Source organism: Tahibacter soli (assembly GCF_025717065.2).
GTDB lineage: Bacteria > Pseudomonadota > Gammaproteobacteria > Xanthomonadales > Rhodanobacteraceae > Tahibacter > Tahibacter soli.
Genome location: NZ_JAOVZO020000020.1, coordinates 819,606 through 845,604, shown reverse-complemented (window position 1 = coordinate 845,604; position 25,999 = coordinate 819,606). Strand labels below are relative to the sequence as shown.

Annotated in this window: 23 protein-coding genes; 10 read left to right on the top strand and 13 right to left on the bottom strand. The window is 67.3% G+C overall.

The window, feature by feature from the left end; translation table 11 throughout:
* Positions 1-17 precede the first annotated feature (17 nt).
* Positions 18-377 carry a cupredoxin domain-containing protein gene (locus tag OD750_RS24705; RefSeq protein ID WP_263541289.1) on the top strand — a complete coding sequence of 120 codons (360 nt, stop codon included), beginning with the start codon at positions 18-20 and terminating at the stop codon, positions 375-377.
* Positions 378-408: 31 nt separating this feature from the next.
* Here OD750_RS24705 and OD750_RS24700 read toward each other — a convergent pair whose 3' ends face one another.
* On the bottom strand, positions 409-1,653 hold the full coding sequence (locus OD750_RS24700; RefSeq protein ID WP_263541288.1) for a GGDEF domain-containing protein: 1,245 nt from the start codon (positions 1,651-1,653) through the stop codon (positions 409-411).
* 284 nt (positions 1,654-1,937) lie between these two features.
* Between OD750_RS24700 and rfbB the strand changes: the two genes are divergently transcribed.
* The 5 genes from rfbB to OD750_RS24675 all read left to right on the top strand — a co-directional run bounded on the left by rfbB (position 1,938) and on the right by OD750_RS24675 (position 7,006).
* Positions 1,938-2,993 (top strand): dTDP-glucose 4,6-dehydratase, encoded by a 1,056-nt coding sequence (gene rfbB, locus OD750_RS24695; RefSeq protein ID WP_263541287.1) that lies wholly within the window; start codon positions 1,938-1,940, stop codon positions 2,991-2,993.
* 183 nt (positions 2,994-3,176) lie between these two features.
* Entirely contained in the window at positions 3,177-4,064 is an 888-nt protein-coding gene (rfbA, locus tag OD750_RS24690; protein ID WP_263541286.1) for a glucose-1-phosphate thymidylyltransferase RfbA, read from the top strand.
* A complete protein-coding gene (gene rfbC, locus OD750_RS24685) occupies positions 4,061-4,621 on the top strand; it encodes a dTDP-4-dehydrorhamnose 3,5-epimerase (RefSeq protein WP_263541285.1) in 561 nt (186 codons plus the stop codon). The genes rfbA and rfbC overlap by 4 nt, the downstream gene beginning before the upstream one ends.
* Positions 4,618-5,535, top strand: a complete 918-nt coding sequence (rfbD, locus tag OD750_RS24680; protein ID WP_263541284.1) for a dTDP-4-dehydrorhamnose reductase — start codon at positions 4,618-4,620, stop codon at positions 5,533-5,535. The genes rfbC and rfbD overlap by 4 nt, the downstream gene beginning before the upstream one ends.
* 43 nt (positions 5,536-5,578) lie before the next feature.
* A complete protein-coding gene (locus tag OD750_RS24675; RefSeq protein WP_263541283.1) occupies positions 5,579-7,006 on the top strand; it encodes a mannose-1-phosphate guanylyltransferase/mannose-6-phosphate isomerase in 1,428 nt (475 codons plus the stop codon).
* Positions 7,007-7,095: 89 nt separating this feature from the next.
* Here OD750_RS24675 and OD750_RS24670 read toward each other — a convergent pair whose 3' ends face one another.
* A complete protein-coding gene (locus tag OD750_RS24670; protein ID WP_263541282.1) occupies positions 7,096-7,302 on the bottom strand; it encodes a hypothetical protein in 207 nt (68 codons plus the stop codon).
* Between the two features lie 99 nt (positions 7,303-7,401).
* Complete coding sequence (locus tag OD750_RS24665; protein ID WP_263541281.1) at positions 7,402-7,530, bottom strand: hypothetical protein; 129 nt, start codon at positions 7,528-7,530, stop codon at positions 7,402-7,404.
* Between the two features lie 527 nt (positions 7,531-8,057).
* Between OD750_RS24665 and OD750_RS24660 the strand changes: the two genes are divergently transcribed.
* Positions 8,058-10,094, top strand: a complete 2,037-nt coding sequence (locus tag OD750_RS24660) for an alpha/beta hydrolase family protein (RefSeq protein WP_263541280.1) — start codon at positions 8,058-8,060, stop codon at positions 10,092-10,094.
* Positions 10,095-10,358: 264 nt separating this feature from the next.
* Here the strand turns inward: OD750_RS24660 and OD750_RS24655 are convergent, their stop codons facing one another.
* Both OD750_RS24655 and OD750_RS24650 read right to left on the bottom strand, forming a co-directional pair.
* Positions 10,359-11,378 (bottom strand): zinc-binding alcohol dehydrogenase family protein, encoded by a 1,020-nt coding sequence (locus OD750_RS24655; RefSeq protein ID WP_263541279.1) that lies wholly within the window; start codon positions 11,376-11,378, stop codon positions 10,359-10,361.
* 49 nt (positions 11,379-11,427) lie between these two features.
* Positions 11,428-12,396 carry a polysaccharide deacetylase family protein gene (locus OD750_RS24650; protein ID WP_263541278.1) on the bottom strand — a complete coding sequence of 323 codons (969 nt, stop codon included), beginning with the start codon at positions 12,394-12,396 and terminating at the stop codon, positions 11,428-11,430.
* Between the two features lie 115 nt (positions 12,397-12,511).
* Here OD750_RS24650 and OD750_RS24645 point away from each other — a divergent pair, with 115 nt between their 5' ends.
* A complete protein-coding gene (locus OD750_RS24645; RefSeq protein ID WP_263541277.1) occupies positions 12,512-13,426 on the top strand; it encodes a LysR family transcriptional regulator in 915 nt (304 codons plus the stop codon).
* Here OD750_RS24645 and OD750_RS24640 read toward each other — a convergent pair.
* Positions 13,419-15,239: a peptide MFS transporter gene (locus OD750_RS24640; RefSeq protein WP_263541276.1), complete on the bottom strand. Its 1,821-nt coding sequence runs from the start codon at positions 15,237-15,239 to the stop codon at positions 13,419-13,421. The two genes, OD750_RS24645 and OD750_RS24640, sit on opposite strands and share 8 nt — an antisense overlap.
* Before the next feature lie 281 nt (positions 15,240-15,520).
* On the opposite strand from OD750_RS24640, the gene OD750_RS24635 reads away from it, so the two are divergent.
* Both OD750_RS24635 and OD750_RS24630 read left to right on the top strand, forming a co-directional pair.
* Entirely contained in the window at positions 15,521-17,485 is a 1,965-nt protein-coding gene (locus OD750_RS24635; protein ID WP_263541275.1) for an OPT family oligopeptide transporter, read from the top strand.
* 21 nt (positions 17,486-17,506) lie between these two features.
* Positions 17,507-19,624, top strand: a complete 2,118-nt coding sequence (locus OD750_RS24630; protein WP_263541274.1) for a S9 family peptidase — start codon at positions 17,507-17,509, stop codon at positions 19,622-19,624.
* A gap of 196 nt (positions 19,625-19,820) precedes the next feature.
* Here the strand turns inward: OD750_RS24630 and OD750_RS24625 are convergent, their stop codons facing one another.
* The 7 genes from OD750_RS24625 to OD750_RS24595 form a co-directional block, all read right to left on the bottom strand.
* The gene (locus OD750_RS24625) at positions 19,821-20,984 is read right to left on the bottom strand and encodes a glycerophosphodiester phosphodiesterase family protein (protein ID WP_263541273.1); all 1,164 of its coding nucleotides are present in this window, start codon (positions 20,982-20,984) and stop codon (positions 19,821-19,823) included.
* Between the two features lie 88 nt (positions 20,985-21,072).
* A complete protein-coding gene (locus tag OD750_RS24620; protein WP_263541272.1) occupies positions 21,073-21,273 on the bottom strand; it encodes a YbdD/YjiX family protein in 201 nt (66 codons plus the stop codon).
* On the bottom strand, positions 21,270-23,339 hold the full coding sequence (locus OD750_RS24615; RefSeq protein ID WP_425508262.1) for a carbon starvation CstA family protein: 2,070 nt from the start codon (positions 23,337-23,339) through the stop codon (positions 21,270-21,272). Before OD750_RS24615 ends, OD750_RS24620 begins: the two co-directional genes overlap by 4 nt.
* A gap of 244 nt (positions 23,340-23,583) precedes the next feature.
* Positions 23,584-24,084, bottom strand: a complete 501-nt coding sequence (locus tag OD750_RS24610; RefSeq protein WP_263541270.1) for a protein-tyrosine phosphatase family protein — start codon at positions 24,082-24,084, stop codon at positions 23,584-23,586.
* Entirely contained in the window at positions 24,081-24,479 is a 399-nt protein-coding gene (locus OD750_RS24605; RefSeq protein WP_263541269.1) for a VOC family protein, read from the bottom strand. The genes OD750_RS24610 and OD750_RS24605 overlap by 4 nt, the downstream gene beginning before the upstream one ends.
* On the bottom strand, positions 24,476-25,093 hold the full coding sequence (locus OD750_RS24600) for a tellurite resistance TerB family protein (RefSeq protein ID WP_263541268.1): 618 nt from the start codon (positions 25,091-25,093) through the stop codon (positions 24,476-24,478). Before OD750_RS24600 ends, OD750_RS24605 begins: the two co-directional genes overlap by 4 nt.
* Positions 25,094-25,278: 185 nt before the next feature.
* Complete coding sequence (locus OD750_RS24595; RefSeq protein WP_263541267.1) at positions 25,279-25,722, bottom strand: SRPBCC family protein; 444 nt, start codon at positions 25,720-25,722, stop codon at positions 25,279-25,281.
* Positions 25,723-25,999 lie beyond the last annotated feature (277 nt).

Below are 25,999 nucleotides of genomic sequence, written 5' to 3'. Positions count from 1 at the left end.
TCGCGCTCGTCGCGTGCATGGCGCTTGCCGGCGCCGCGCACGCGCGCACGCACATCGTGATCGCCAACCCCGATCTGACGTTCACGCCGACGCACCTGACGATCTACCAGTACGACGTGGTGAATTTTCGCAATGGCGGCGGAGTGCACAATGTCGTCGCCGACGACCGGCGCTTCAAGTGCTCGGTCAACTGCAATACGAACAACACGCCGAGCGCGCTCGCGTGGAGCGCGAACGTGCAGTTCACGCGCCTGGGCACGTTCGGGTATTTCTGCGAGCAGCACGGCGACACGATGATCGGCATGCGCGGGTCGATCACGGTGCTCGATCGGGTGTTCGTCGACGGGTTCGAGGGCGAGACGCCGACCGCTCCGTAGCTTTCGACAGTCGACAGTGTGCCGCGCGAACTCAGATCGTCGCGTCGCGCGGCCCGCCCGCCGCGCCTCGCGAGCCGCCTTCGATGACATTGATGCCGGCGCGGCGGCGTAGCGCGGCGCGCTCGCGCTTCTGCGCGTACATCGCCACGTCGGCGCGGCGCACGGCGTCGAGCAACTGGTCGGCGCGCGTGAACTCGGCATAGCCGTGCGACACCTGCACCGACGGGTCGCCGCCACGCAGCTTCGCGTTCAGCGACTCCAGCCGCGAGCGGAATTCGACGCCGTCGAGCGCGATCGTGATCAGCAGGAACTCGTCTCCGCCCCAGCGAAACAGGTGATCGTCGCGGCGCACGAGGCCGCGCAGCGTGTTCGCCACGCGCACGAGCGCGGCGTCGCCGGCGGCATGGCCGAAGCGGTCGTTGATCGTCTTCATGTCGTCGACGTCGATCACCGCGACGCAGCCGTGCGCGGTGTGCTGCTGCACCGCCAGCTCGTCGAGCAGATGGAAGAACGCGTGGCGGTTGCACGCGTCGGTCAGCGCGTCCTGCTCGGCTTCGATGCGGAAGCGGCGATTGTCGGCGAGCAGGTCGCGGTTGCGCACCGCGAGCGAACGGTGGCTCTGTTCGAGCACCAGCACCGCGCCGCCGAAACCGAGCACGAATTCGAACACGAGGTGCGCGGCGGAACTGAGCTTGAGCGCCGTCATCGGCAGCGGTTCGTTGAACAGGAGGTTCGCGCCGAAGATCGGGATGTAGTACAGGAAATTGACGATCAGGAGCGCGAGCGCAATGCGCATCGCGAGCAGGCCGGGGCTCGACGGATAGCGCTTCACGGCCGGCCGCAGCGCGAGCAACGCGACGATGAAGAAGCCCGACAGGAGCGTCGCCTGCACGAGAAACACGTTGCGGAATTCGTAGCCGATCAGCTGCGGCATCGCGATCGCGACGACCGCGGCGGGTGTCAGGAGCGGCTGCAGCAGTCCGGCCGGCCAGCGCCGTCCGGCAAAGTGCGCGCACCCGGCGATCAGGAAATAGCCGTAAAGGTATTCGCCGAACATGTACATCGGCAGCGTGAACGCCGACGTCTTCGGCGCCGCCTGCTGCACGAGCATCGCGATGAGCGCGAACGCGAGGCTCAGCCAGCCGGCGCTCCAGGCCGACAGCGCGGGCCGCTGCACGACGCGGTTGAGCATCAGACACAGCATGCCGATGAGTCCCGCGCCCATCGCCTGAATCGTCAGACCCAGCACATGCACGTTGTCGAATAGAGAGGCCATTCCGGCTCCCCCTCCCTGTTTGACATCGACTATACGCGCAGGTAAGGACAATGGCCAGTTTTGGACCCCCGCGAACCGAGGGGCTGTAAGTCACTGAACTTTGGCGTTTTTGTCCCGTAGACAGCGACGTGTTTCCGTCGACGCGGTTTCCGGACGCGCTGCCCGGGTCGCCATGGGAATACGGCGAGGTCCGGCGGCAGGTGCGGCGACCTTCTGGTAACCTTTCGCATTTCCTGGGCCGCTTCCGGCACGGGAGCGGATGTCAACGGAGCGACGCGAAACGCATGAAAACCGTACTCGTGACTGGCGGCGCCGGCTTCATCGGCGGCAACTTCGTGCTCGACACGCTCGGCCAAGGCGGCTGGCGCGTCGTCAATCTCGACAAACTCACCTACGCGGGCAACCTCGACACGCTCGCGCCGCTGCGTGCGAACGCCGATCACGTCTTCGTGCAGGGCGACATCGGCGATGCCGCGCTGCTCGAAAAAATCCTCGACGAACACAAGCCCGACGCGATCGTGAACTTCGCGGCCGAGTCGCACGTCGACCGCTCGATCGACGCGCCGGGCGACTTCGTACAGACGAACGTCGTCGGCACGCTGAACCTCCTGCAGCGCGCGACGGGCTACTGGCGCGGTCTGCCGCTCGACCGTCAGGACGGCTTCCGCTTCCTGCACGTCTCGACCGACGAGGTCTACGGCTCGCTCGGCCCGGTCGGCTACTTCACCGAAGAAACCGCGTACGCGCCGAATTCGCCGTATTCGGCGTCGAAGGCCTCGTCCGATCATCTCGTGCGCGCGTTCCATCACACGTACGGCCTGCCGACGCTGACGACGAACTGCTCGAACAACTACGGCCCGTACCAGTTTCCGGAAAAGCTCATTCCGCTGATGATCCAGAAGGCGATCGAAGGCAAGCCGCTGCCGGTCTACGGCGACGGACGCAACGTGCGCGACTGGCTGTACGTGCGCGACCACTGCCGCGCGATCGCGCGCGTGCTCGAAGCGGGGCGGCCGGGCGAGGTGTACAACGTCGGCGGCGATTCCGAGCGCGAAAATATTCATGTGGTGAAAACCATCTGTGCACTTCTGGACCAGCGCCGGCCGCTGGCCGACGGGCGCCGGCACGAAGCGCTGATCACGTACGTGAAGGATCGCCCCGGACACGACCGCCGCTATGCGATCGACGCGTCGAAGCTCAAGCGCGAGCTGGGATGGGCGCCGCAGGAGACGTTCGAAACCGGCATCGCGCGCACGGTCGACTGGTACCTCGCGAACCAGGAATGGTGCGGGCGCGTGCTCGACGGGTCGTACCGGATGGAGCGGTTGGGGGGCGTTTGAGCGTCCGCGCCGATTCGGCGCGAACGAAAACGGCGGCTGTCGTCTTTTGCTCGTCATTCCAGCGAAAGCTGGAATCCAGCTCTTGAGGTCGAACGGCAAAGGCTGGATCCCGGCTTTCGCCGGGATGACGGCCAGGGGCAGACGTTGCGCGAACAACCGTCCTTGCAAATAGAAGGGCAAAACATGTCCAGCAAGAAAGGCATCATCCTCGCCGGCGGTTCCGGCACGCGGCTGTACCCGCTGACGCAGGTCGTCAGCAAGCAGCTGCTGCCCGTGTACGACAAGCCGATGATCTACTACCCGCTGTCGGTGCTGATGCTCGCGGGCATCCGCGAAGTGCTCGTCATCAACACGCCGCACGAGCAGGCGCTGTTCAAGCAGCTGCTCGGCGACGGCTCGCAGTGGGGCATCTCGATCAGCTACGCCGTGCAGCCGTCGCCCGACGGTCTGGCGCAGGCGTACCTCATCGGCCGCGACTTCGTCGCCGGCGATCCGTCGTGCCTGATCCTCGGCGACAACATCTTCTACGGCCACGGCCTGACCGACGTGCTCAAGCGCGCGGCCGGACGCGAGCACGGCGCGACCGTGTTCGGCTACTACGTGCACGATCCCGAGCGCTACGGCGTCGCGGAGTTCGACGCCGCCGGCAAGGTGATCGGCCTCGAGGAAAAGCCGCCGCAGCCGAAGTCGAACTACGCGGTCACCGGCCTGTACTTCTACGACGGCCGCGCGTGCGACTACGCCGCGCAGTTGAAGCCCTCGTCGCGCGGCGAGCTCGAGATCACCGATCTCAACCGCTGCTATCTCGACGACGGCTCGCTGATGCTCGAAAAACTCGGCCGCGGCTATGCATGGCTCGACACGGGCACGCACGAATCGCTGGTCGAAGCGTCCAACTACATCGAGACGATCGAGAACCGCCAGGGCCTGAAAGTCTGCTGCCCGGAGGAGATCGCGTTCTCGCAGGGCTGGATCGACGCCGACCAGCTGCGCGCGCTGGCCAAGCCGCTCGCCAAGAACGGCTACGGCCGTTATCTGCTGCAGATCGCGGAACACGGGGTGATCGCGTGAAGTTCGTCGAAACCCGGCTGCCGGGCTGCGTCGTGATCGAACCCGCCGTGTTCGGCGACGCGCGCGGCTTTTTCTACGAAGGCTACAACGCGGCGAAGTTCAAAGAGGCGGGGCTCGATCTTTCATTCGTGCAGTCGAACGTGTCGCGTTCGGCGCGCGGCGTGCTGCGCGGGCTGCACTACCAGTGGCCCAATCCGCAAGGCAAGCTCGTCAGCGTGCTCGAAGGCGAGGTGTACGACGTCGGCGTCGACATCCGCCGCGGCTCGCCGACGTTCGGCCAGTGGGCCGGCGTCGTTCTTTCGGCCGAGAACAAACGCCACTTCTACGTGCCCGAAGGCTTCGCGCACGGCTTCGTCGTACTCAGCGACTACGCGACCTTCTGCTACCAGTGCACCGCGCTGTACGACGGCAAGGCCGACGCCGGCGTGCGCTGGAACGACGCGGACATCGGCGTCGACTGGCCGGTGAGCGCGCCGCTGTTGTCCGACAAGGATACGAAGGCGCCGTTCCTCGCCGACATCGCGCCCGAACGCCTGCCCGAGTATCGCGGCCGATGAAGATCCTGCTGCTCGGCGCGAACGGCCAGGTCGGTTTCGAACTGCAGCGCAGCCTTGCGCCGCTCGGCGAACTCGTCGCGGCGACGCGCAGCGGCGCGCTGCCCGGCGGCGCGCCGTGCGAAGTCGCCGATCTCGCCGACGCGCACGCGTTGACAGCGCTGCTCGATCGCGTCGCGCCGGATCTGATCGTCAACGCGGCCGCGTACACCGCGGTCGACCGCGCCGAGGACGAAGAAGCGCAGGCGACGCGCGCCAACGGCGACGCCGTCGGCGACATCGGCCGCTGGGCCGCCGACCGCGGCGCGAGCGTCGTGCATTACTCGACCGACTACGTGTTCGACGGCGCCGGCATGCGCCCGTATCGCGAAGACGACGCAACCGCGCCGCTCGGCGCGTACGGCCGCTCCAAGCTCGCCGGCGAAGACGCGCTGCGCGCGAGCGGCGCGATGCATCTGAACTTCCGCACCGCGTGGGTGTACGGCGCGCGCGGCGCCAACTTCCTGCGCACGATGCTGCGTCTGGCGCGCGAGCGCGATCGCCTGACGATCGTCGCCGACCAGCGCGGCGCGCCGACGCCGGCGCGGCTGATCGCGAACGTCACGGCCGCCGCGCTCGTGCGGTGGCTCGGATGGGACGACGCGCGCCGCCGCGCCACGAGCGGCACGTATCACCTCGTCAGCGCGGGCGAATGCTCGTGGCACGACTTCGCGAGCGCGATCGTCGCGCGCGCGCACGCCGCGGGGCTCGTCGAACGCGCGCCGGAAGTCGCCGCGATCACGACCGCGCAATTTCCGACGAAGGCGCGTCGGCCCGCCTACTCGGTACTCGATACCGCGCGCCTCGCCGCAACGTTCGGACTGCGTTTGCCGTCCTGGGAAGAGGGCCTGGCCTGCGTGATCGGCGAGATGGCCTGAGCCGCTCGCCGCACGTCGGTCCGCATCTGGTGGAAAAGTACCCATGTTGATTCCTGTCATTCTTTCCGGCGGCGCCGGAACCCGTCTCTGGCCCGTCTCGCGCAGCGCGTATCCGAAGCCGTTCATGCGCATGGGCGACGGCGAAACGCTGCTGTACAAGACGCTCGATCGCGCGCTCGCCGTCGCCGACGACGGCCACGTGCTGACCGTGACCGGCCGCGACTACTATTTTCTGACGCGCGACGAATACGCGACGCACCCGCGCGCGAACCTCGACCGACTGCCGTTTCTGCTCGAGCCGGCCGGGCGCAACACCGCGCCGGCGATCCTGCTCGCGGCGCTGCACGCGCACGCGCACATCAGCGCCGACGCCGTGCTGCTCGTGCTGCCGGCCGACCATCTAATTCGCGATCTCGACGCGTTCGCGGCCGACGTCGTGCGCGCCCGCGCGCTCGCGCAGGACGGCTGGCTCGCGACGTTCGGCATCGTGCCCTCGCACGCGGAAACCGGCTTCGGCTACATCCGCATGGCCGATGCGATCGCCGGGCGCGACGGACGGCAAATCGACGCGTTCGTCGAGAAGCCCAGGCGCGAGGTCGCCGAAGGCTACGTCGCGTCGGGCGACTACGTGTGGAATTCCGGCATGTTCTGTTTTCGCGCCGACGCGCTGATCGCCGCCGCGCAGGCCGCGTGCCCGGACGTGCTCGCCGCCGCGCGCGCATGCCACGATGCGGCGACGAGCCACGAAAGCCCGGTCGAGTACGCGCGCGAGGCGTTTCTCACGCAGCCCGATATCTCGATCGACTACGCGGTGATGGAGCGCGCTGCGCGGCGCGCCGTCGTCGCGGCCGGCTTCGACTGGAGCGACATCGGTTCGTGGAAGGCGATCAGCGATCTCGAGGCCGAGTCGGACGAGCACGGCAACCGCGTGCGCGGCCACGCGATCCTGATCGAAAGCGAGAACTGCTACATCCAGAGCGACAAGCGCATGGTCGCGGCCGTCGGCGTGAGGGATCTCGTGATCGTCGACACCGACGACGCCGTGCTCGTGGCCGACCGCGAACGCGCGCAGCAGGTCAAGCTCGTCGTCGACCGCCTGCGCGCCGACAAGCACGACGCCGCCGCGTTCCACCAGACCGTGCACCGGCCGTGGGGCAGTTTTACCGTTCTGGAAGATGCGGCGGATTGCAAAGTGAAGCGTCTGGTCGTGAAGCCCGGCCATGTGCTGAGCCTGCAGCTGCATCACCGGCGCAGCGAGCACTGGACCGTGGTCAAGGGCACGGCGAAGGTGCGCGTCGGCGACGACGAGAAGTTCCTGCACGCGAACCAGTCGACGTACATCCCGATGAACACGCTGCACCGGCTCGAAAATCCGACGACCGAGGACATCCACCTCATCGAGGTGCAGTGCGGCGAATACTTCGGCGAGGACGACATCGTGCGCCTCGAGGACCGCTACGGGCGCAAGTAGGGTCCTGGTGGCCCGTAGCGGACAAATCGAAAGCAGCTCGCTCGTCCTGGCCGCGCAGGACTTGCTGCTCACTCGGCCGATAGCGAGTGCTATCGGCGTCGCTCCGCAGCGGCGTCCTGCACGACCGGTCCTTCGCGATCCCTCTTCGCGGGCTTGATGTCGCGAGGCACGACGAGGTGCCGGTGCGCGTAGTCGACCGCCTCGCACGCGCCCGGGAACAATGCGAGCCGCGCGTCGAGGTCGAGCCTGTGCGCGTCGCACCACGCGTCGATCGGTTCGCCGTCGACGTGTTCCATCGCCAGGTACGGCGTGCCGGTATCGGCGTGCCCGGTGTCGATGAAGCGCGCGACGCCGGAGTGTTCGAGCCGCGCCAGCAGGTTCTGCTCGCGCAGAAATCACTCGGCGAAGCGCGTGCGGCTCACGCGCAGGAACTTGATCGCGACGCGCTGCTCCACCTTGCCGTCGTCGCGTTCGGCGAGCCACACCTCGCCCATACCGCCGGTGCCGAGCGGGCGCACCAGCACGAACGCGCCGACGCGTTCGCCCGCTTGGCGCCGCCCGGTCTGCGCCGCGCTCGTTGCGCAACGCTTCGAAGCCGGTGAACACGCGCTCGATCGCATTCAGATGCGCCGCCTCGACGGGCGACAAGCAGGTCAGCTCGCTCGCTTCCTCCGCCGTCGCGACGACCGGTTCGTCGCCGAGCATGCGCGCGACCAGTCGCTCGATCGTCGGTTTTTCGTCCGGCATTACGGCGGTCCGGGTTCGGCCATCGCGACCACCATCTTCTTAAGTGCGCGATTGAAGCGGCATCGCGATCGGCGGCTTCACGCACGCAGGCGGCGATCGGCATCGAAGCCGGTGCCGGCTCGTCGATCGTCGGCAACGACATCCGCGCGCCGGCCGCCTGTGTTTTCCGTGCGCCTGCGACTGGAAAATTTCCACGAATCGTTCCGGTCCGAAGTGCAAATTTGGCGAGGAATCTCGCTAGAATCCGCGCGGGGGTCCGGCTCTGGGCGCTGGACGTAGTCCACCATCCGCATTGGAGCCGCGCATGTTGCTGCGTAGTAACGTCTTGCGTCCGCGTTTTCTCGTTCAATCTCTCATGGCCGTCTGCGGCCTCGCCGCCGTCGCGCAGGCGCAGGCCGCGCAGCCGCTGCCCGTCGCCGATTTCGCCAAGCATCTGCAATACCGCACGGTGAAGATTTCGCCGGACGGCAACCACATCGCCACCGACAGCATGATCGACGGCAAGCGTCATCTGACGATGATCGATCTGGCCAATTCCAAAGGCATCAATATCCGTCCGCGCGGCGACGACGAAGTCGACGATTTCTGGTGGGTCGGGCCCAACCGCGTCGTGTACACGCTCTCGACGCTAGACGGCGGCCTCGAACAGCCGCTCGGCACCGGCGAACTGCTCGCGGTCGACGCCGACGGCAGCGCGAACGACATCCTGTTCGGCCGGCGCGTCGACGGCCAGGAAGCCGGCTCGCACATCAAGAAGAAAAAGAGCGAGCTCGCGTCGGCGACACTGATCGATACGCTGCGCGACGACGACGAGCACGTGCTGATCTCGACGATCCCGTTCGACAGCGGCTACGAGGGCGCGATGCCCGAAGTGTTCAAGCTCGACGTGAAGGACGGTTCGAAGTCGAAGCTGTTCTCCGCGCCGCTGCGCAACGCGCGGTTTCTCACCGACCACAAGGGCGTCGTGCGCTTCGCGTACGCGCCGGGCGCCGACAATTTCATGCGCGTGATGTATCGCGACGGCGACGGCAAGAACTGGGAAGAGGTATACAAGGCAAAAGATCGCACCGGCGCCGAGCGGCCGCTCGCGTTCGACCGCACGAACGAAATCGTCTACTGGCGCTGCGAGAAGGAAGGCGCGGTCGCGGCCGTGTGCACCTGGAACGTCAAGGAGCGTACGTTCAAGCCGGTGTGGAGCAGCAAGGACGTCGATCTGACGGATCTCGTGACGAGCCTGGACGAGCAGGACGTCGTCGCGATCACGTCGATGCCGGGCCGCGCCGCGGTCAACCCGCTCGACAAGAATTCCGACACGATCAAGACGCTGATCGAGCTGATGAAGCAGTTCCCGGGCGAGCAGGTGACGATCACGTCGTGCGACAAGGCCGGCAACCGCTGCATCGTCAAGGTGGCCAGCGACATCAATCCGGCCGAGTTCTTCCTCGTCGACAGCAAGGCGAAGAAGATGCAGCCCGTGCTCAAGTCGGCGCCGTGGATCGATCCGGAGAAGATGGCATCGAAGGAGCCGTTTGCGATCAAGTCGCGCGACGGCCTGCCGCTGCACGGATACCTGACGAAGCCGCTCGGCAAGGAAGCCGAAAAGAACCTGCCGCTCGTCGTCTACGTGCACGGCGGCCCGTACGGCATTCGCGACCTGTGGGAATACGATCCCGACGTGCAGCTCATGGCGAGCCGCGGCTACGCGGTACTGCAGGTGAACTTCCGCGGCTCGGGCGGCTACGGCGCGAGCTTCGAAGCCGCCGGCTACCGCGAGTGGGGCGCCAAGATGCAGGACGACGTGACCGACGCGACGAAGTGGGCGATCGAGCAGGGCGCGGCCGATCCCAAGCGCATCTGCATCTACGGCGCGAGCTACGGCGGCTATGCGGCGCTCAACGGCGCGGTGCGCGAACCGGACCTGTACCGCTGCACGATCGGCTACGTCGGCGTGTACAGCCTGCCGCTGATGTTCTCGCGCGGCGACATCCAGCAGTCGCTGTACGGCGAAAACTATCTGAAGACGGTGCTCGGCGAGGATCAGACCGTGCTCGCGCAGCGTTCGCCGGTGAACTACGTCGACAGGATCAAGGCGAAGATCATGATCGTCGCCGCCGGCATGGACAAGCGCGTGCCGCCGGTACATTCGCAGGACCTGCGCATCGCGCTCGAAAAGAAGGGCATCGCGCACGAATGGCTGTATCAGCGCAACGAAGCGCACGGCTACTACGACGAGAAGAACCGCGAAGACATGTATACGAAGCTCGTCGCGTTTCTCGATGCGAACATCGGGGCGAACGCGGGGGCGGCGACGGCCGCGCCGGCGGCGGCGAAGTCGGAGTAAGGTTTTCGGCTCGGAGTGCTTTGTCGCTTTCGTGCTCTTTGCTCGTCATTCCAGCGAAAGCTGGAATCCAGCCTTTGATGTTGCTTTTTGCTCGTCATTCCGGTGCGCCGGAATGACGAGCCGGGCTGAGACGAAAAAAGCGCAGAAAGCAAAAAAACTGGATCCCAGCTTGACTCGCGACTATGTCGCTCGCCCTTCGGGCCGGCTGCGCCGTTGTCGCTTCGCTCCTCGCTGGGATGACGAGCCAAAGCGACCGGCAAAAGATCAGCCCCCGAACCCCTCCAGCACGATCTTCCCCTTCGCCTTCCCGCTCTCGATCAACGCATGTGCGCGGCGCAGGTTTTCAGCGTCGATCGTGCCGTAGTGTTCGCCGAACGTCGTCTTCAACGTGCCGTCGTCGATCAGCGCGGCCACTTCGTCGAGCAGCTTGTGCTGCTCGATCATGTCGGGCGTTTCGAACACCGGTCGCGCGAACATCATTTCCCAGTGCAGCGACAGCGCCTTGCGCTTGAGTTTCATCACGTCGAGCGGCGTCGCCGGATCGTCGATCAGGCCGAGCCGGCCCTGCGGCTTCAGCGCTTCGACGATCGCGTCGTAGTGCTCGTGCGTATGCGTGAGACTTGCGACATAGTCCACTTGTTGCAAGCCGATGCGCGCAAGCTCGTCGCCGAGCGGGCGCGAATGGTCGATCACGTGATGCGCGCCGAGCGCTTCGACCCACGCGCGCGTTTCGGCGCGCGACGCGGTGCCGATCACGGTGAGCCGCGTCAGCTGGCGCGCGAGCTGTACGAGGATCGAGCCGACGCCGCCGGCGGCGCCGGTCACGAGCAGCGTCTGTCCGGCGCCGCCCTCCTGCGCGACGCCGAGACGGTCGAACAGCAGTTCCCACGCGGTGATCGCCGTCAGGGGCAGCGCCGCGGCATGCGCATGGTCGAGAGACGCCGGCTTGCGCCCGACGATGCGTTCGTCGACCGCCTGATACTGCGCGTTCGAACCTTGCCGCGCGATGGAGCCGGCGTAGTAGACGGCGTCGCCGGGCTTGAACAGCGTGACATCGGCGCCGATCGCGCGGACGACGCCCGACGCGTCGAAGCCGAGCACGCGGGCCTCGCCCGGTGGCGGCGCGGCATGGCGGCGCACCTTCGTGTCGACGGGGTTGACCGACACCGCGCGCACTTCGACGAGCAGATCGCGTGCGCCGGGCACGGGTTCGGGCAGTTCGAGGTCGACGAGCGCCTGCGCGTCGTCGACGGGAAGGTTCCGGTAGTAGCCGATCGCTTTCATGGGGGGTTCCTGTGGTGAGAAGAATGGCTCTAAATCGGCGCGACGGCGCTTATGTTGCCGCAGCTTCGCGGCGCGTCTTCGTATCGCTCAGCGCCCAGCGCGCGATCTGGTCCTTGCGTGCGCAGACGACGCCCGGCCTTGCGAGCGCGTAGGTCAGAAAGTCGTCGAGCGCGCGTGCGATAGCGGGACGCCCGCCGATGCGGTCGTGCGTGCTGATCGACATCATGCGCCGGCGCTTGCCGCCCTCGGCGTACAACTGGTCGAACTCGTCCTTGAGCTGCTCGAAGAACTGCCGGCTGGAAAAATGCCGTCCCTCGACCAGGACGATGTCGTTGCAGTGCAGCGTATACGGTACGACCGCGAAATCCTTTCCGTCGACCGGCACGACGAAGGGCTCGTCGCGGCTCAGATCGTCGATGTGGTAGAGAAAGCCGAGTTCTTGCAAGATGGACAAGGTATTGACGCTGCGACGCAGCCAGTTGCAGTTGTAGCCGACCGGGCGCACGCCGGTGGTCTTCTCGACGGCCTCGACGCCGGCGCGCACGAACGCGGTTTCCTCGGCCCGGCTCATTCCGAACTGCGACTTCCAGTCCATGCCGTGCGCGGCGGCTTCGTGGCCGCGCCTGACGATTTCTCGCGCGAGTTCGGGCGACTTGAGCACGGCCGAGCCGACCATGTGCGACGTGACCTTGACGCCGTGCTTGTCCCACAGATCGAGGAGGCGCGTCACGCCTTCGCGATACCCGTACTGGAACCAGGTGCGCGCCGGCAGGTCGGGCACGCCGGCCGGCAGCGGCTGGCCGGAGAACGGGCTGTCGGCGCCGGTGTCCGGCTCGCCGCCCGCTTCGAACTGCATCGAGATCGACAGCACCAGCCGCGCGTCGATCGGCCAGCGGCCGGCATCGACCGGCGCGGAGGGTTTCGGCGCGGCAACGAGCGAGCCCGCGGCGCCGGCGGCGGCGATCGCGCCGCTCGCGGCGAGGAAGTCACGGCGGGACAATCGGCTTGACGGGTTCATGCGGCGCTCCGTTTCGGGGTGAGGCATGCTCGCCTGTCGACGCCGCGAGAAAAACCGGGCCGGGCTAGAATCAGTTTCAACGATCGGTTGAAACCGACGCGCCGCCGGAGCGGTTATGAAAGCGTTGCTGGAACTCGAATTCTTCGTGCGCGCCGCCGATCACGGCAGCCTGTCGGCCGCGGCGCGGACGCTCGATCTCAGCCCCGCCGCGGCGAGCGCGGCGATCAAGCGGCTCGAGGCCGAACTCGGCGCGCCGCTGTTCGTGCGCTCGACGCGCAGCCTGCGCCTGACGCCGCAGGGCGAGCGTTTTCTCGCGCACTGCCGCATCGCGCTGCAGGCGCTCGACGAGGGCGAGCAGGCGCTGCGCGGCGATGCGACCGAACTGCGGGGCGCCGTGCAGCTGTCGGTGCCGTCGGATTTCGGCCGGCACGTGCTGGCGCCGTGGCTCGACGAATTCCTCGCGCGGCATCCGGCGCTGCTCCTGCGCCTGCAGGCGTCCGACCGCGTCGCCGACGTGTATCGCCAGCCGGTCGATCTCGCGGTGCGCTACGGCGCGCCGGCCGATTCGTCGCTGGTCGCGCTGCCGCTCCTGCCGCACAACCGGCGCGTGGTCGTCGCCTCCCCGGCGTGGATCGCCGCGCACGGCCGGCCGTCGCATCCGAACGATCTGAAAAAGCTCAACTGCCTGCGCTTTCTGCTCAGCGACGACGTGCACGCGCGCTGGCGCTTTGCCGGCGACGGCGGCGAGATCGCCGTGACCGTGCACGGCGACCGCGTCAGCGACGACGGCGACGTGGTGCGGCAATGGGCGCTGGCCGGACGCGGCGTGGCGTACAAGTCGTGGGCCGACGTCGCGGCCGACGTCGGCGCGGGCCGGCTCGAAGTATTGCTGCCGCACTGGCGCGGCGAGGCGGCACCGCTCCACTTCGTCTGCGCCGACCGGCGCCTGCTCAGTCCCGCGCTGCAGAAGCTGCGCGAGTTCGTCAGCGAGCGTTGCGCGCACCTGCCGCCGGTGCCGGAGCCTATTTGACCCCGTGCATCCACCGCCTGAGCCACGGCGCGACCAGAAACGCGGCGACGCCGCAGCCGACGCCGATCCACAGCATCACGGTGAAGAGGTGCGCGTACTTCGGCGCGGCGTCGGCGAACGACAGCGCCGTGCCCTCGGGAATCTCGATCGCCGCGAGCTTGCCGAACTGCGCGGCGAGCGTTTCGGAGAACGCCGTGGCGAGAAACCACGTGCCCATCATGAGGCTCACCACGCGCGGCACCGACAACTGCGTCACCGCCGACAAGCCGACCGGCGACAGGCACATCTCGCCGAGTTCGAGGATGAGATACGCCAGCACGATCCACCACACGCTCGCCATCGCGCCGCTTGCGCCCGCGATGTCGGCGGCGAAGATCAGCGGCACGAACGACACGCCCGCGAGCATCAGGCCGAGCGCCGACTTGGCAGGCTTGGACGGGTCCATGCCGCGCCGGTCGAGCCAGCCCCACAGGCCGCTGAACAGCGGCGCGAGCAGCACGAGGAAGAACGCGCCGAGATAGGTCAGCGAGCTTGCGGTCTGCGGCAGCACGACGAGATCGCGGATCAGCACCGCGAGCATCAGCGCGAACGACACGGCGAACATCAGCTGCGGCGCGCGCGACGCCGGATCGCGGTCGGACAGCTTCGCCGCGACGACGAAGATCAGCGGCGCGAGCAGCACCGACGCGCTCGACCACGGTGCCGTGCGCGCGAACAGCGCGAGGTTCGCGAGCCAGTCCGAACCCCACACGACGGGCGGCGTTTCCTGCACGAGCGACGGGAACACGTTCTTCGTCAGGAGGCGGTCGTTGAACGTCACCCACGAGCCGTACGTCTGCTCGTACAGCGTGAAGAACACGAGGCACATCGCGATGAGGCAGATCAGCGCGATCATCTGGTCGCGCTGCACCTTCGTGCACTGCGTGACGACGAACCAGACGAACCAGCCGAGCACGACCAGCATCATGAGGATCATCAGCGCGAGCGCCGGCGTGATCTCGTCGCCGAGCTTGAACGCGCCGTTCGCGACGGACCACATGAGCGCGGCGACCGGTACGAGGCCCGCGACCGCGGCGATGTAGATCCATGCTTCGCGCGGCAGGCCGGCGACGTGTTCGCGCAGGCGCTCGGGCGCCGGCGCCTCGGCGTGGCCGCGCAGGTACTTCTGGCCCCACAGGAACTGCGCGAGGCCGAGCAGCATGCCGATGCCGGCGACGCCGAAGCCCCAGCTCCAGCCGAGCGTTTCGCCGAGATAGCCGCAGATGATCGCCGAGAACAGCGAGCCGAGATTGATGCCGGCGTAGAACAGCGCGAAGCCCGAATCGCGGCGCGGATCGTTCGGTGCGTACAGCTTGCCGACGATCGTGGAAATGTTCGGTTTGAGAAAACCGACGCCCATGATGATCAGCGACAGCGAGAAGTAGAACGCGAGCAGCGCGCCGCCGTCGCGCACGACGACGCCGTCGACGACCGTCGCCGCGTGTCCCTCGATCGCCATGCCGATATGGCCGAACACGAGTAGGAGGCCGCCGAACACGACGGCCTTGCGCATGCCGAGCCAGCGGTCGGCGAGCATGCCGCCGATCACCGGCATGCAGTAGACGAGGCCGCCGTAGGCGCCGATGAGGTCGTAGCCGGTCTTGTCGCCGAACTTGTGGTGCTGCAGCAGATACAGCAGCAGGAGCGCCTTCATGCCGTAGAACGAGAAGCGCTCCCACATCTCGGTGAAGAAGCAGACGTAGACGCCTTTGGGGTGGCCCAGGAAGGTGTCGGTCTCGTCGTAGCGTTCGGCGAGCGGGAGGGCGGCGGACATGCGCGGTTCCGGCACTTGGGCGGGGCGGGGAGTATAGGGCGGGACCGCTCCGAGGCTTGCGCTTTTTGGCTCGCCGTTCCAGCTTTTGGAGGCGCGAAAACGAAGAGTAAAGGCCGGATCCCGGCTTTCGCCGGGATGACGAGCAAAGATCCGCGCAGGAAACGCAACCCCTGCGCCGCGGACGACTGTCCCGGAACCATTCAGGGACAATCAGGGCGGATTCGTCAGGTATGCTTGGCGCCCCCGCGTCAGCCGCGCGGGCCTAGACCTTCGGAGTCCGCATGAGCCAACCTGCCGCCGTCCCGCAGCTGACCGTACGCGCCGTCGTACTGTCGGTAGTGCTGGCGATGATTCTCGCCGCCGCCAATACCTATCTGGGCCTGTTCGCCGGCCTGACCATCGCGACCGCGATTCCGGCCGCCGTCGTTTCGATGGCCGTGCTGCGCCTGCTCGGCGGCGGCAGCATTCTCGAGAACAACATCGTGCAGACCGGCGCGTCGGCCGGCTCGTCGATCGCCGCCGGCGTGATCTTCACGATCCCGGCGCTGATCATCCTCGAATACTGGCAGGACTTCCGCTACTCCTGGGTGCTCGCGATCGCCGGCCTCGGCGGCCTGCTCGGCGTGCTGTTCTCGGTGCCGCTGCGCCGCACGATGATCGTCGAAGAACCGCTCGCGTTCCCCGAAGGCAAGGCCGCGGCCGAAGTGCTCAAGGCCGGCGAAAACCCGGGTCCTGGCGTGAAGATCCTCGCGATGGCCGGCGCGCTCGGCGCGTTCGTCAAGCTCGCCGCCGAAAGCGGCATGCGCCTGATTCCCGACACCGCCGCCGGCGGCGCGTTCTTCGGCAAGTGGATCGGCTACATCGGCACGAACCTGTCGCCGGCGCTGCTCGGCGTCGGCTACATCGTCGGCCTCAACGTCGGCATCGTCGTGCTGTCGGGTTCGATCCTGTCCTGGCACATCGCGATTCCGGCCTACTACGCGTGGTTCCAGGATTCCGATCCGACGTTCGCCGCGCGTCTGGCGACCATGACCGACGCCACGCCGATCGCGTTCGCGATCTGGTCGGCGAAAGTGCGCTACCTCGGTGTCGGCGCCATGCTGATCGGCGGCGTGTGGACGCTGTTCTCGCTGCGCAAGTCGCTGCTGTCGGGCATTCGCAGCGGCATCGCCGCGGCGCGCAAGGGCACCAATGCCGACGTGCCGGAAACCGAACGCGACCTGCCGATGAAGTGGATGCTGATCGCGCTCGTGATTTTCGTGCTGCCGCTCGGCGCGCTGTACCAGGCCATCGTCGGCAACTGGGCCGTGAGCATTCCGATGACGATCATCATGATCGTCGCGGGCTTCCTGTTCGTGTCCGTGTCGGGCTATCTCGCCGGCCTCGTCGGATCGAGCAACAACCCGGTGTCGGGCATCACGATCGCGACGATCCTGTTCGCCTCGCTGGTGCTGATGCTGCTGCTCGGCAAGGCGTCGACGATCGGCCCGGTCGCCGCGATCATGATCGGCGCGGTCGTGTGCTGCGCGGCCGCGGTCGGCGGCGACAACCTGCAGGATCTCAAGGCCGGCTATCTCGTCGGCGCGACGCCGTGGAAACAGCAGGTGATGCTCGCGATCGGCGCGTTCTCGTGCGCGCTCGTGATGGCGCCGGTGCTGAACCTGCTCGCGGCCGCCTACGGCATCGGCGCGCCGACGCCGGAACATCCGAACTCGCTCGCGGCACCGCAGGCGATGCTGATGGCGTCGGTCGCGCGCGGCCTGTTCGGCGGTGATCTGCCGTGGACGATGATCGGCCTCGGCGCCGTCGTCGGGGCGTTCGTGATCGCGCTCGACGAATGGCTCAAGTCGCGCAAGTCGTCGTTCCGCGTGCCGGTGCTCGGCGCGGCGATCGGCATCTACCTGCCGCTCGAACTGATGGTGCCGATCTTCCTCGGCGGTCTGCTCGCGCACGTCGTCGAGCGCTACCACGGCGTCGTCAACGGCAGCGAAGAAGACAAGGACCGCGTGCACCGTCCCGGCACGCTGTTCTCGGCCGGCCTCATCACCGGCGAGGCGCTGACGGGCATCCTCATCGCGATTCCGATCGTCGTGTCGCAGCGCGCCGACGTGCTGTCGGTCGGCCTGCACCTCGGCATGTGGGTGGGCCTCGGCGTGCTCGCGTTCACCGGCTGGCTCCTGTACCGCGTGGCGACGAAGCCGCATTCCGAAGGCACGCCGCCGCTCGCCACGCCGAACCGCCACTGATCAACTCAGCGAGAAAACCGCATGAAATCGACCGCAACACTGACGCTCGCGCTGCTCGCCGCCACCGGTGCGTCCGCGCACGCCGCGACGCGCGGCTTCAACGCCAGCGATCTCGTCAATCTCGACCGCGTTTCCGATCCGCAGGTGTCGCCGGACGGCCGCTACGTCGCGTTCCAGCTGCGCGAAACGAACTTCGACGCGAACAAGGGCGTCAACGGCATCTGGCTGCAGAAGCTCGACGGCAAGTCGACGCCGGTGAAGATCAGCGCGACCGGTGCGAGCAGCACCACGCCGCGCTGGGCGCCGAACGGCCGCAGCGTGTTCTACACCGCCGCGAAGGACGGACAGAGCCATCTGTGGCGCGTCGACATCGCGCCGGCGCTCGCCTCGCAGGACAAGGCGCGCGTCATGAGCGCCACGTTCGAGGCGTCGCCGCAGGCGCCGGTGCAGATCAGCGAAGGGCTGCCGCTCGACATCGGCTCTTTCAAGCTGTCGCCGGACGGCAGACACGTGCTGCTGTCGCTCGAAGTGTTCACCGACTGCGCCGATCTCGACTGCACGAAGAAGCGCCTCGACGACGCCGCGGCGAGCAAGGTCACCGGCAAGGTGTACGACCAGCTGTTCGTGCGCCACTGGGACACGTGGGCCGACGGCCGCCGCAACCAGCTGTACCTCGCCTCGCTGACCGACGACGGCCGGCTCGACCGCAAGCTCACGCTGATGTCGCGCGGCATCGACGGCGACGTGCCGTCCAAGCCGTTCGGCGACGACAGCGAATACGCGTTCTCGCCCGACGGCAAGACCGTGTACTTCGGCGCGCGCATCGCCGGCCGCACCGAGGCGTGGTCGACGAACTTCGATCTGTATTCCGTCGCGACCGAAGGCAAGGCGACGCCGAAGAACCTGACGCCCGGCAATCAGGCCTGGGACTCGTATCCGGTGCCGTCGCACGACGGCAAGACGCTGTATTACCTCGCGATGAAGCGTCCGACGTTCGAGGCCGACCGCTTCGGCGTGATGGCGCTCGATCTCGCCACCGGCGCCACGCGCGAGATCAACGCGGCGTGGGATCGCTCGGCCGGTTCGATCAAGCTGTCGCCGGACGGAAAAACGATTTACGCGACCGCCGACGACAACGGCAACCACGGCCTGTTCGGCATCGACGTCGCGAGCGGCAAGGCCGCGGCGATCGTCGGCACCGGCCACGTCGAAGGTTACGACGTCGCCGGCAAGACGCTCGTCTACGCGCGCGACACGCTGAAGGCGCCGGCCGATCTCTACCTCGCGGACGCCAAGAGCGGCAAGGGCAGGAAGATCACGAACTACAACGCCGACAAGCTCAAAGACGTCGCGTTCGGCGACGTCGAGTTCTTCGACTTCAAGGGTGCGAACGACGAGCGCGTGCAGGGCTACGTCGTCAAGCCGTGGAACTATGAAAAAGGCAAGAAGTACCCGGTCGCCTTCATCATTCACGGCGGGCCGCAGGGCGCGATGACCGACGATTTCCATTACCGCTGGAACCCGCAGACGTACACGGGCCAGGGCTACGCGGTGGTGACGATCAACTTCCACGGTTCGACCGGCTACGGTCAGGCGTTCACCGACGCGATCTCGGGCGACTGGGGCGGCAAGCCGCTCGAAGACCTGCAGAAGGGCTGGACGGCGGCGCTGGCGAAGTACGACTTCCTCGACGGCACTCGCGCGTGCGCGCTCGGCGCGTCGTACGGCGGCTACATGATCAACTGGATCGCCGGCAACTGGCAGCAGCCGTGGAAGTGCCTCGTCAACCACGACGGCGTGTTCGATGCGCGCATGATGGGCTATTCGACCGAAGAGCTGTGGTTCGACGAGTGGGAACACGGCGGCACGCCGTACGACAAGCCCGAGAGCTACGAGAAGTTCAACCCGGTGAACCATGTGGCGAAGTGGAAAGTGCCGATGCTCGTGGTGCAGGGCGGCCTCGACTTCCGCATTCCGCTGGAGCAGGGCCTGGGCGCGTTCACGGCGCTGCAGCGCCGCGGCATCGAGAGCCAGTTCCTGTATTTCCCCGACGAAAACCACTGGGTGCTCAAGCCGCAGAACAGCGTGAAGTGGCATGACACCGTCAATGCGTGGTTGAAGAAGCATATCGGGCAGTGAGGCTTTGCTCCCTCTCCCGACGGCCGTTGGCGAGAGAGAGAGTCCCTCGTTTCTGCTTTGCTCCCTCTCCCCCAAGCTCGCTTGGGGGAGAGGGCTGGGGTGAGGGGGAGGACGCGTCGTACTTCGTCGATGTCGAGGAAGTGCCGAGCGTCGCCCCCTCTCCCCTGACGGTTGTCGGGGGAGAGGGAGTCTTGTGTCACGGGTTGCGCCCCTTCACCCAGGCATCCCGCGCCGCGACACCCTTGTCCGGATTGTCGGTAAAGAACCCGTCCACGCCGCCGTCGAGCAGCGCGCGCACTTCCTCGTCGTACGACAGCCCGCGCGTGCGGTACTGCGTCTCGGTGCGCAGCGTGTACGCATGCACGCGCAGCCCCTGCGCCTTCGCCGCCGCGACGATGCCGTGCACCGTGGCCTCGCGCAGCAGGTCGTCCTTCCACGGCGCGATGCCGGTCGCATACGACTGCCGCATCCACCGGAGCGTTGCGGGCGACGCAAGGTCGGCATAGCGCGAGGGCCGCGACGTCAGCCCGGGATAGAGCGCCGCGAAATCGCCGCCGTGCGCGGCGTTCCAGCGCAGGTCGTAAGGCATCGCGAAATCGGCGTCGCCGCCGCTGCGCGACAGATCGCCCATGAGCTGCATCAGCGGAAAATCGACGCCGGCCTGCGGCATGATCTCGCGCTTGAGTTCGACGAGGTTCGCGATCTCGAACGACTGGATGTACACGCGTTCGCGCTCGACGAACTTCGCCTTGACGAGCGCGTCGATCAGCAGCCGCCCGAGCGAACGCCCGATCGGCTTGCCGTCGAGATAGCGGCCTTCGACCGCGAAGTACGTCGGATGCTTGGTTTCCGGATAGATCGCGACCTTGCGCGGCGACGCCTGCGCCAGCGCGATCACTTCGTCGAACGTAGGCACGTCGAACTGTCCGTCGTATGCCGTGCCGCGCAGTTGCGGCAGGCGTTCGCGCGCACGCAGCGATTTGATCTCGGCGAGCGTGAAGTCTTCGGCGAACCAGCCGGTCACGGCGACGCCGTCGACCGTCTTGGTCGTGTGGCGTGAAGCGAATTCGGCGTGCTGCGCGACGTCGGTCGTGCCGCCGATCTCGTTCTCGTGGCGCGCGATCAGCACGCCGTCGCGCGTGACGACGAGATCGGGTTCGATGACGTCGGCGCCCTGTTCGATCGCGAGCCGGTACGACGCGAGCGTGTGCTCGGGCCGATAGCCGCTCGCGCCGCGATGTCCGATCACGATCGGATCGGGATGGCGGTGCGCGTCGGCGGGCGAATCGGCCATCGGTAGCGTCGCGGTGAGAACGGTCGTCGCGACTATCGCAAGGCAGGTGGGCAGGAACAAGTTCATGGCCGCGGCGTTCGCAGGGAAAACGCGTACGGTGCGCGCGCAACGTTGCAGCGTCGCGACGCCTCGTTCGAGGCGTCGCGACCTTCCGTCAGCAGCAGCGCGAACGGCCCTTGCCGTAACGCGCTTCGAGCCGGTTTTCGAAGAACTGCTCGTACGTCATCGGCGTCGCGTCGGGATGCTGCGCGCGCATATGCGTCACGTACGCCTCGTAGCTCGGCACGCCGACGATCAGGCGGCCGAGCTCGCGCAGCCAGCGCCAGGCGGAACGCACCGACGCCGCCGCGCTCATGACGACGGCGCCAGCGCCACGAACGGCGTTTCCTGCGCGGTCGGCTGGTCGGTGCGGCGCGCCTTGAGCGCCGCGAGCAGGCCGAACACGACGACCGACAGGACCACCAGCAGGAACAGCGCGCACAACACCGCGTCGACGTACTGGTTGAACACGATGCGTTCCATCTCGGCGACCGATTTGGCCGGCGCGAGCAGCTCGCCCTTCGCGAGCGAATCGGAGAAGCGCTTCGCGTTCGACAGGAAACCGATCTTCGGGTTCTCGTGGAACAGTTTCTGCCAGCCCGCGGTAACCGTGCAGATGACGAGCCACGCGGTCGGCAGCGCCGGAATCCACAGGTATTTTTCGCGCTTCATCTTGATCAGCACGACGCACGCGAACACGAGCGCGATCGCCGCGAGCATCTGGTTGGCGATGCCGAACAGCGGCCACAGCGTGTTGACGCCGCCGAGCGGATCGACCACGCCCTGGTACAGGAAGTAGCCCCAGCCGGCGACGCACAGCGCGGTCGCGACGAGGTTGCCGGTCCACGATTCGGTGTGGCGCATCGGCGGATACACGGTGCCGAGCAGGTCCTGGATCATGAAGCGGCCGACGCGCGTGCCGGCGTCGATCGTCGTCAGGATGAACAGCGCTTCGAACAGGATCGCGTAGTGGTACCAGAACGCCATCATGCCGTTGCCGGAGACGAGCCCGTGGAGAATCTGCGCCATGCCGACCGCGAGCGTCGGCGCGCCGCCGGCACGTCCCAGGATGCTCGGCTCGCCGATTTCCTTCGCGGTCTGCGTCAGCATTTCGGGCGTGATCACGAACCCCCAGCTGCTGATCACCTGAGCCGCCGACTCGACCGTCGTGCCGACGATTCCCGCCGGCGCGTTCATCGCGAAGTACACGCCCGGCTGCAGCGCGCACGCGGCGATCAGCGCCATGATCGCGACGAACGCTTCCATCAGCATGCCGCCGTAGCCGATGAAGCGCGCCTCGGTTTCGTTCGCGACGAGCTTCGGCGTGGTGCCCGACGAGATCAGCGCATGGAAGCCCGACACCGCGCCGCATGCGATCGTGATGAACAGGAACGGGAACAGGCTGCCGGACCAGACCGGGCCCGAACCGTCGATGAACTTCGTCACCGCGGGCATCTGCAGGTTCGGCGCGGCGACGAAGATCGCGAGCGCGAGCAGGAGGATCGTGCCGATCTTCAGGAACGTCGACAGATAGTCGCGCGGCGCGAGCAGCAGCCACACCGGAATCACCGACGCGACGAAGCCGTAGGCGATCATCATCCACGCGAGCGCCTTGCCGTCGAACGAGAAGCGCGGACCCCACACCGGATCTTCGGCCACGACGCCGCCGAGCCAGATCGACAGCATCAAGAGCACGAAGCCGATGATCGACATCTCGAGCACGCGGCCCGGGCGCAGAAACTTCAGATAAAGGCCCATCAACAGCGCGATCGGTATCGTCATCGCGACCGTGAACGTGCCCCACGGGCTGCCCGGTTGCGTGCCGGTCGAGGCGAGCGCCTTGACCACGACGAGGCCGAGCACGGCGAGCAGGATGATCATGATCATCAGGATGCCGACCATCGCGATGGCGCCGGCGACGGGCCCCAGTTCGCTGCGGATCATGTCGCCGAGCGAGCGGCCGTCGCGGCGCAGCGAGCAGAACAGGATGATGAAATCCTGCACCGCGCCGGCGAGCACGACGCCGAATAAAATCCACAAAGTGCCAGGCAGATAGCCCATCTGCGCGGCGAGCACGGGACCGACCAGCGGACCCGCACCGGCGATCGCGGCGAAATGGTGGCCGTAGACGACCCACTTGTTCGTCGGCACGAAATCGAGGCCGTCGTTGCGGCGCACGGCCGGTGTCGCGCGATTCGCGTCGAGACCGAGCGCGGTCACCGCGATGTAGCGGCTGTAGAAGCGATAGGCGATCGTCAGCACGGCGATCGCCGCCGACACCAGCCAGATCGCGTTGATCGATTCGCCGCGTTCCAGCGCGACCACGCCGAGGCAGGCCGCCCCGAAGATCGCGAAGGCTCCCCAGCCCAGTTTGCTCACCATGCCGTTCATGCGCCGACCCCGTTGGACTCCGGCCGCAAGCGTCGTTCCGCGACCGCGCGCCGGTCAAGCCGCAGTGCGGGAAAAACGGATGGACATTGGTCGAACTGGCCGGATGTTTGAGTTTCTCAATCGAACGGCGCAAGCAAAGCTTGCGCACCTTCTGACGAGATTCAATCGCTTGCGCGATCGATTCTCGGGCGATCCATCCCTGGATCGCGTTGGCGCTCGGTTTCTCAGCAGTCTGCTACGCGTTCAATCCGGCCCGATGGAACGCCGCGGCCCACTGCGACTGCGCATCGGTGTCCGGCACGAGCGTGCCGCGCGCCCGCGCGAGCATCGCGAACGCGGACGGCGGCGCATGGCCGAGCCGCGACAGCACGCACGCGGCGATCAGGCCGGATCGCCCGATGCCGGCGCGGCAGTGCAGGACGACGCCGCGCCCCGCGCGCAGCTCGGCGACGAGCGCGTCGGCGAGATCGCGCACGGCGTCGTGGCGCTCGGGCACGCCGCGGTCGGGGATCGGAAACCCGATGTAGTCGATATCGTACCGCGCGCACAGCCGCGCCTCGTCGGCGAGATCGAGATCGCGCGCCTCGTGCGCTTCCAGCAGCGATACGACGACGTCGACGCCGTCGCGGCGCCAGCCGGCGAATTCGTCTTCCAGCCACTCGCCGGCGCGCGGGCGCGGCGCGATCGCCAGCCGCAGCGGGGCGACGTCGCTGACCCAGTAGACGTCCGGTCTCATGCCGCCGGCTCGTGCACGAGTTCGAGCTTGAGCCCGTCCGGGTCGGCGAAGAACACGGCGTAGTAGCCGGGCGAGTAGTCGTATTCGGCCGGCGCGTCGAGCACGGTCACGTCGTGCGTGACGAGAAATTTGTGGAATTCGTCGATTTGTTCGCGGCTGCGCGCGGCGAGCGCGAGGTGATGCAGGCCGGGCGCGTAGCGGTCGTGCGGCGTCGCGCTGCGCGCCTGGTGCAGCCCGAGGCTCCAGCGCCACGGGCCATCGGCGGGCGGCGCCCAGCACGGCACGTCGCCTTCGTAGTCGCCGATCCGAGCGTAGCCGAGGCGGCCGAGCACGAGGTCGTACCACCGCGTCGAACGTTCGCGGTCGGCGACGGTGAGATCGAGGTGGTGAATCACCGCGCGCCGCCGGCGAGCTGCTGCGCGATCTGCGCGCGCGTGCCGCCGTCGAGGCCGAGCGCGAAGCCGAGCTGTTCGAGCCAGTCGCTCTCTTCGAGCGTGTCGACGCGCACGGCGAGCAGCGCCGCCGCGTACACCTGCGGCGCGAAGCCCGGACGCGTGGCAGCGGCGATCTGCGCGGGCGTGCGCGGCGACGCGAGCTCCGTCTCGAGCAGGCGGCGCTCGTCCGCGTCGATGCCGGCCGCGCGCGAAAGAATCGCCTGGCGTTCGTCGTCGTCGATGCGGCCGTCGGCGGCGGCCGCGGCGATCATCGTACGTACGAGCAGGAGTGCATCGTCCTTTGCCTGCGTGGTCGGCGTCGCCGCGCGTGTCGGCGGCGGGGGCGGCGGCGGTCCTGCCGAGGGCGGCGGCGGAGGCGGCGGTCCGCCGGACGCCGGCTGCTTCTGGCTTTCGGTGTAATGCTCGTACGCGGCGATCGCGACGCCGAGCGCGCCCATTCCGAGCGCGGTCTTGCCGCCGAGATCGCCGCCGAGCAGCGAGCGGCCGCGACCGCCGAAAATATTGCCGAGCGAGCCCGAGAGCATCTGGCCGAGCAGGCGTTCCGGATCGAACATGCGTTGCACTCCGTGATCGTGTGGCTTGTCGTTTACGGCAGGCGCGCGCACGCCGTCAGTGCGCAAGGTCACTGCGCTGACGACGTGGGGATCGGTCGGCCCTCATCAAGGCGGGCGCGAGCGCAATGCACGTCGGAACGGTGGCCCGGTTTGCGAGCCACCGTTCCGGCCGTGCGGCGGGGCGGTCAGCCCGGTATCGACGGTTCCACGATGCGTTCGAGGAGCGTCAGGGATTCCTGCCAGCCGAGGTAGCACGATTCGGCGGGAATCACGTCCGGAATGCCGTCCTGGACGATGTGGATTTCGGTACCGCACGTCACTTCGCGAAACGTGATCGTGGTGACCATGACGCCGGGCAGGTTGGGATCGTCGAAGCGGTCGTCGTGGACGATGCGCTCGTTCGGCACGAGTTCGAGATAGGTGCCGCCGAAGCTGTGGCTGCCGCCGGCGGAGAAATTGGTGAAGCTCATGCGATAGCGGCCGCCGACGCGCGCGTCGAGCTCGTGCACGGTGCAGGTGAAGCCGTCGGGCGGGAGCCACTTGGCGAGCGCGGCGGCGTCGAGAAACGCGCGATAGGCGCGCTCGGGCGGGCAGGTGAATACGCGGTGCAGGCGGACGGTGCCGGGCATGGTGAAGCTCCTTGGGTTGGGAGGCGAATGTGCCTCATTGACTCCGACGAATGGGGGTGGTGGGGATCGACATCTTCTCCGAAGAAATTTTCCGTCTACGACTGAGGAGGGGCTTGCCGGTCTTTTGATCGACGGCCTTGCCGCTGCGATCGGCGCGCAGCACGTCAGTACTTCTTCGCACGTCCGTGCTGTAAGCGGCGTCGTTACGATGTCCTGGCGCCGACGTAGAAAAGACTACGCCGCATGCAAAAAAACGTTCTAGGATCGCCCCAGACTC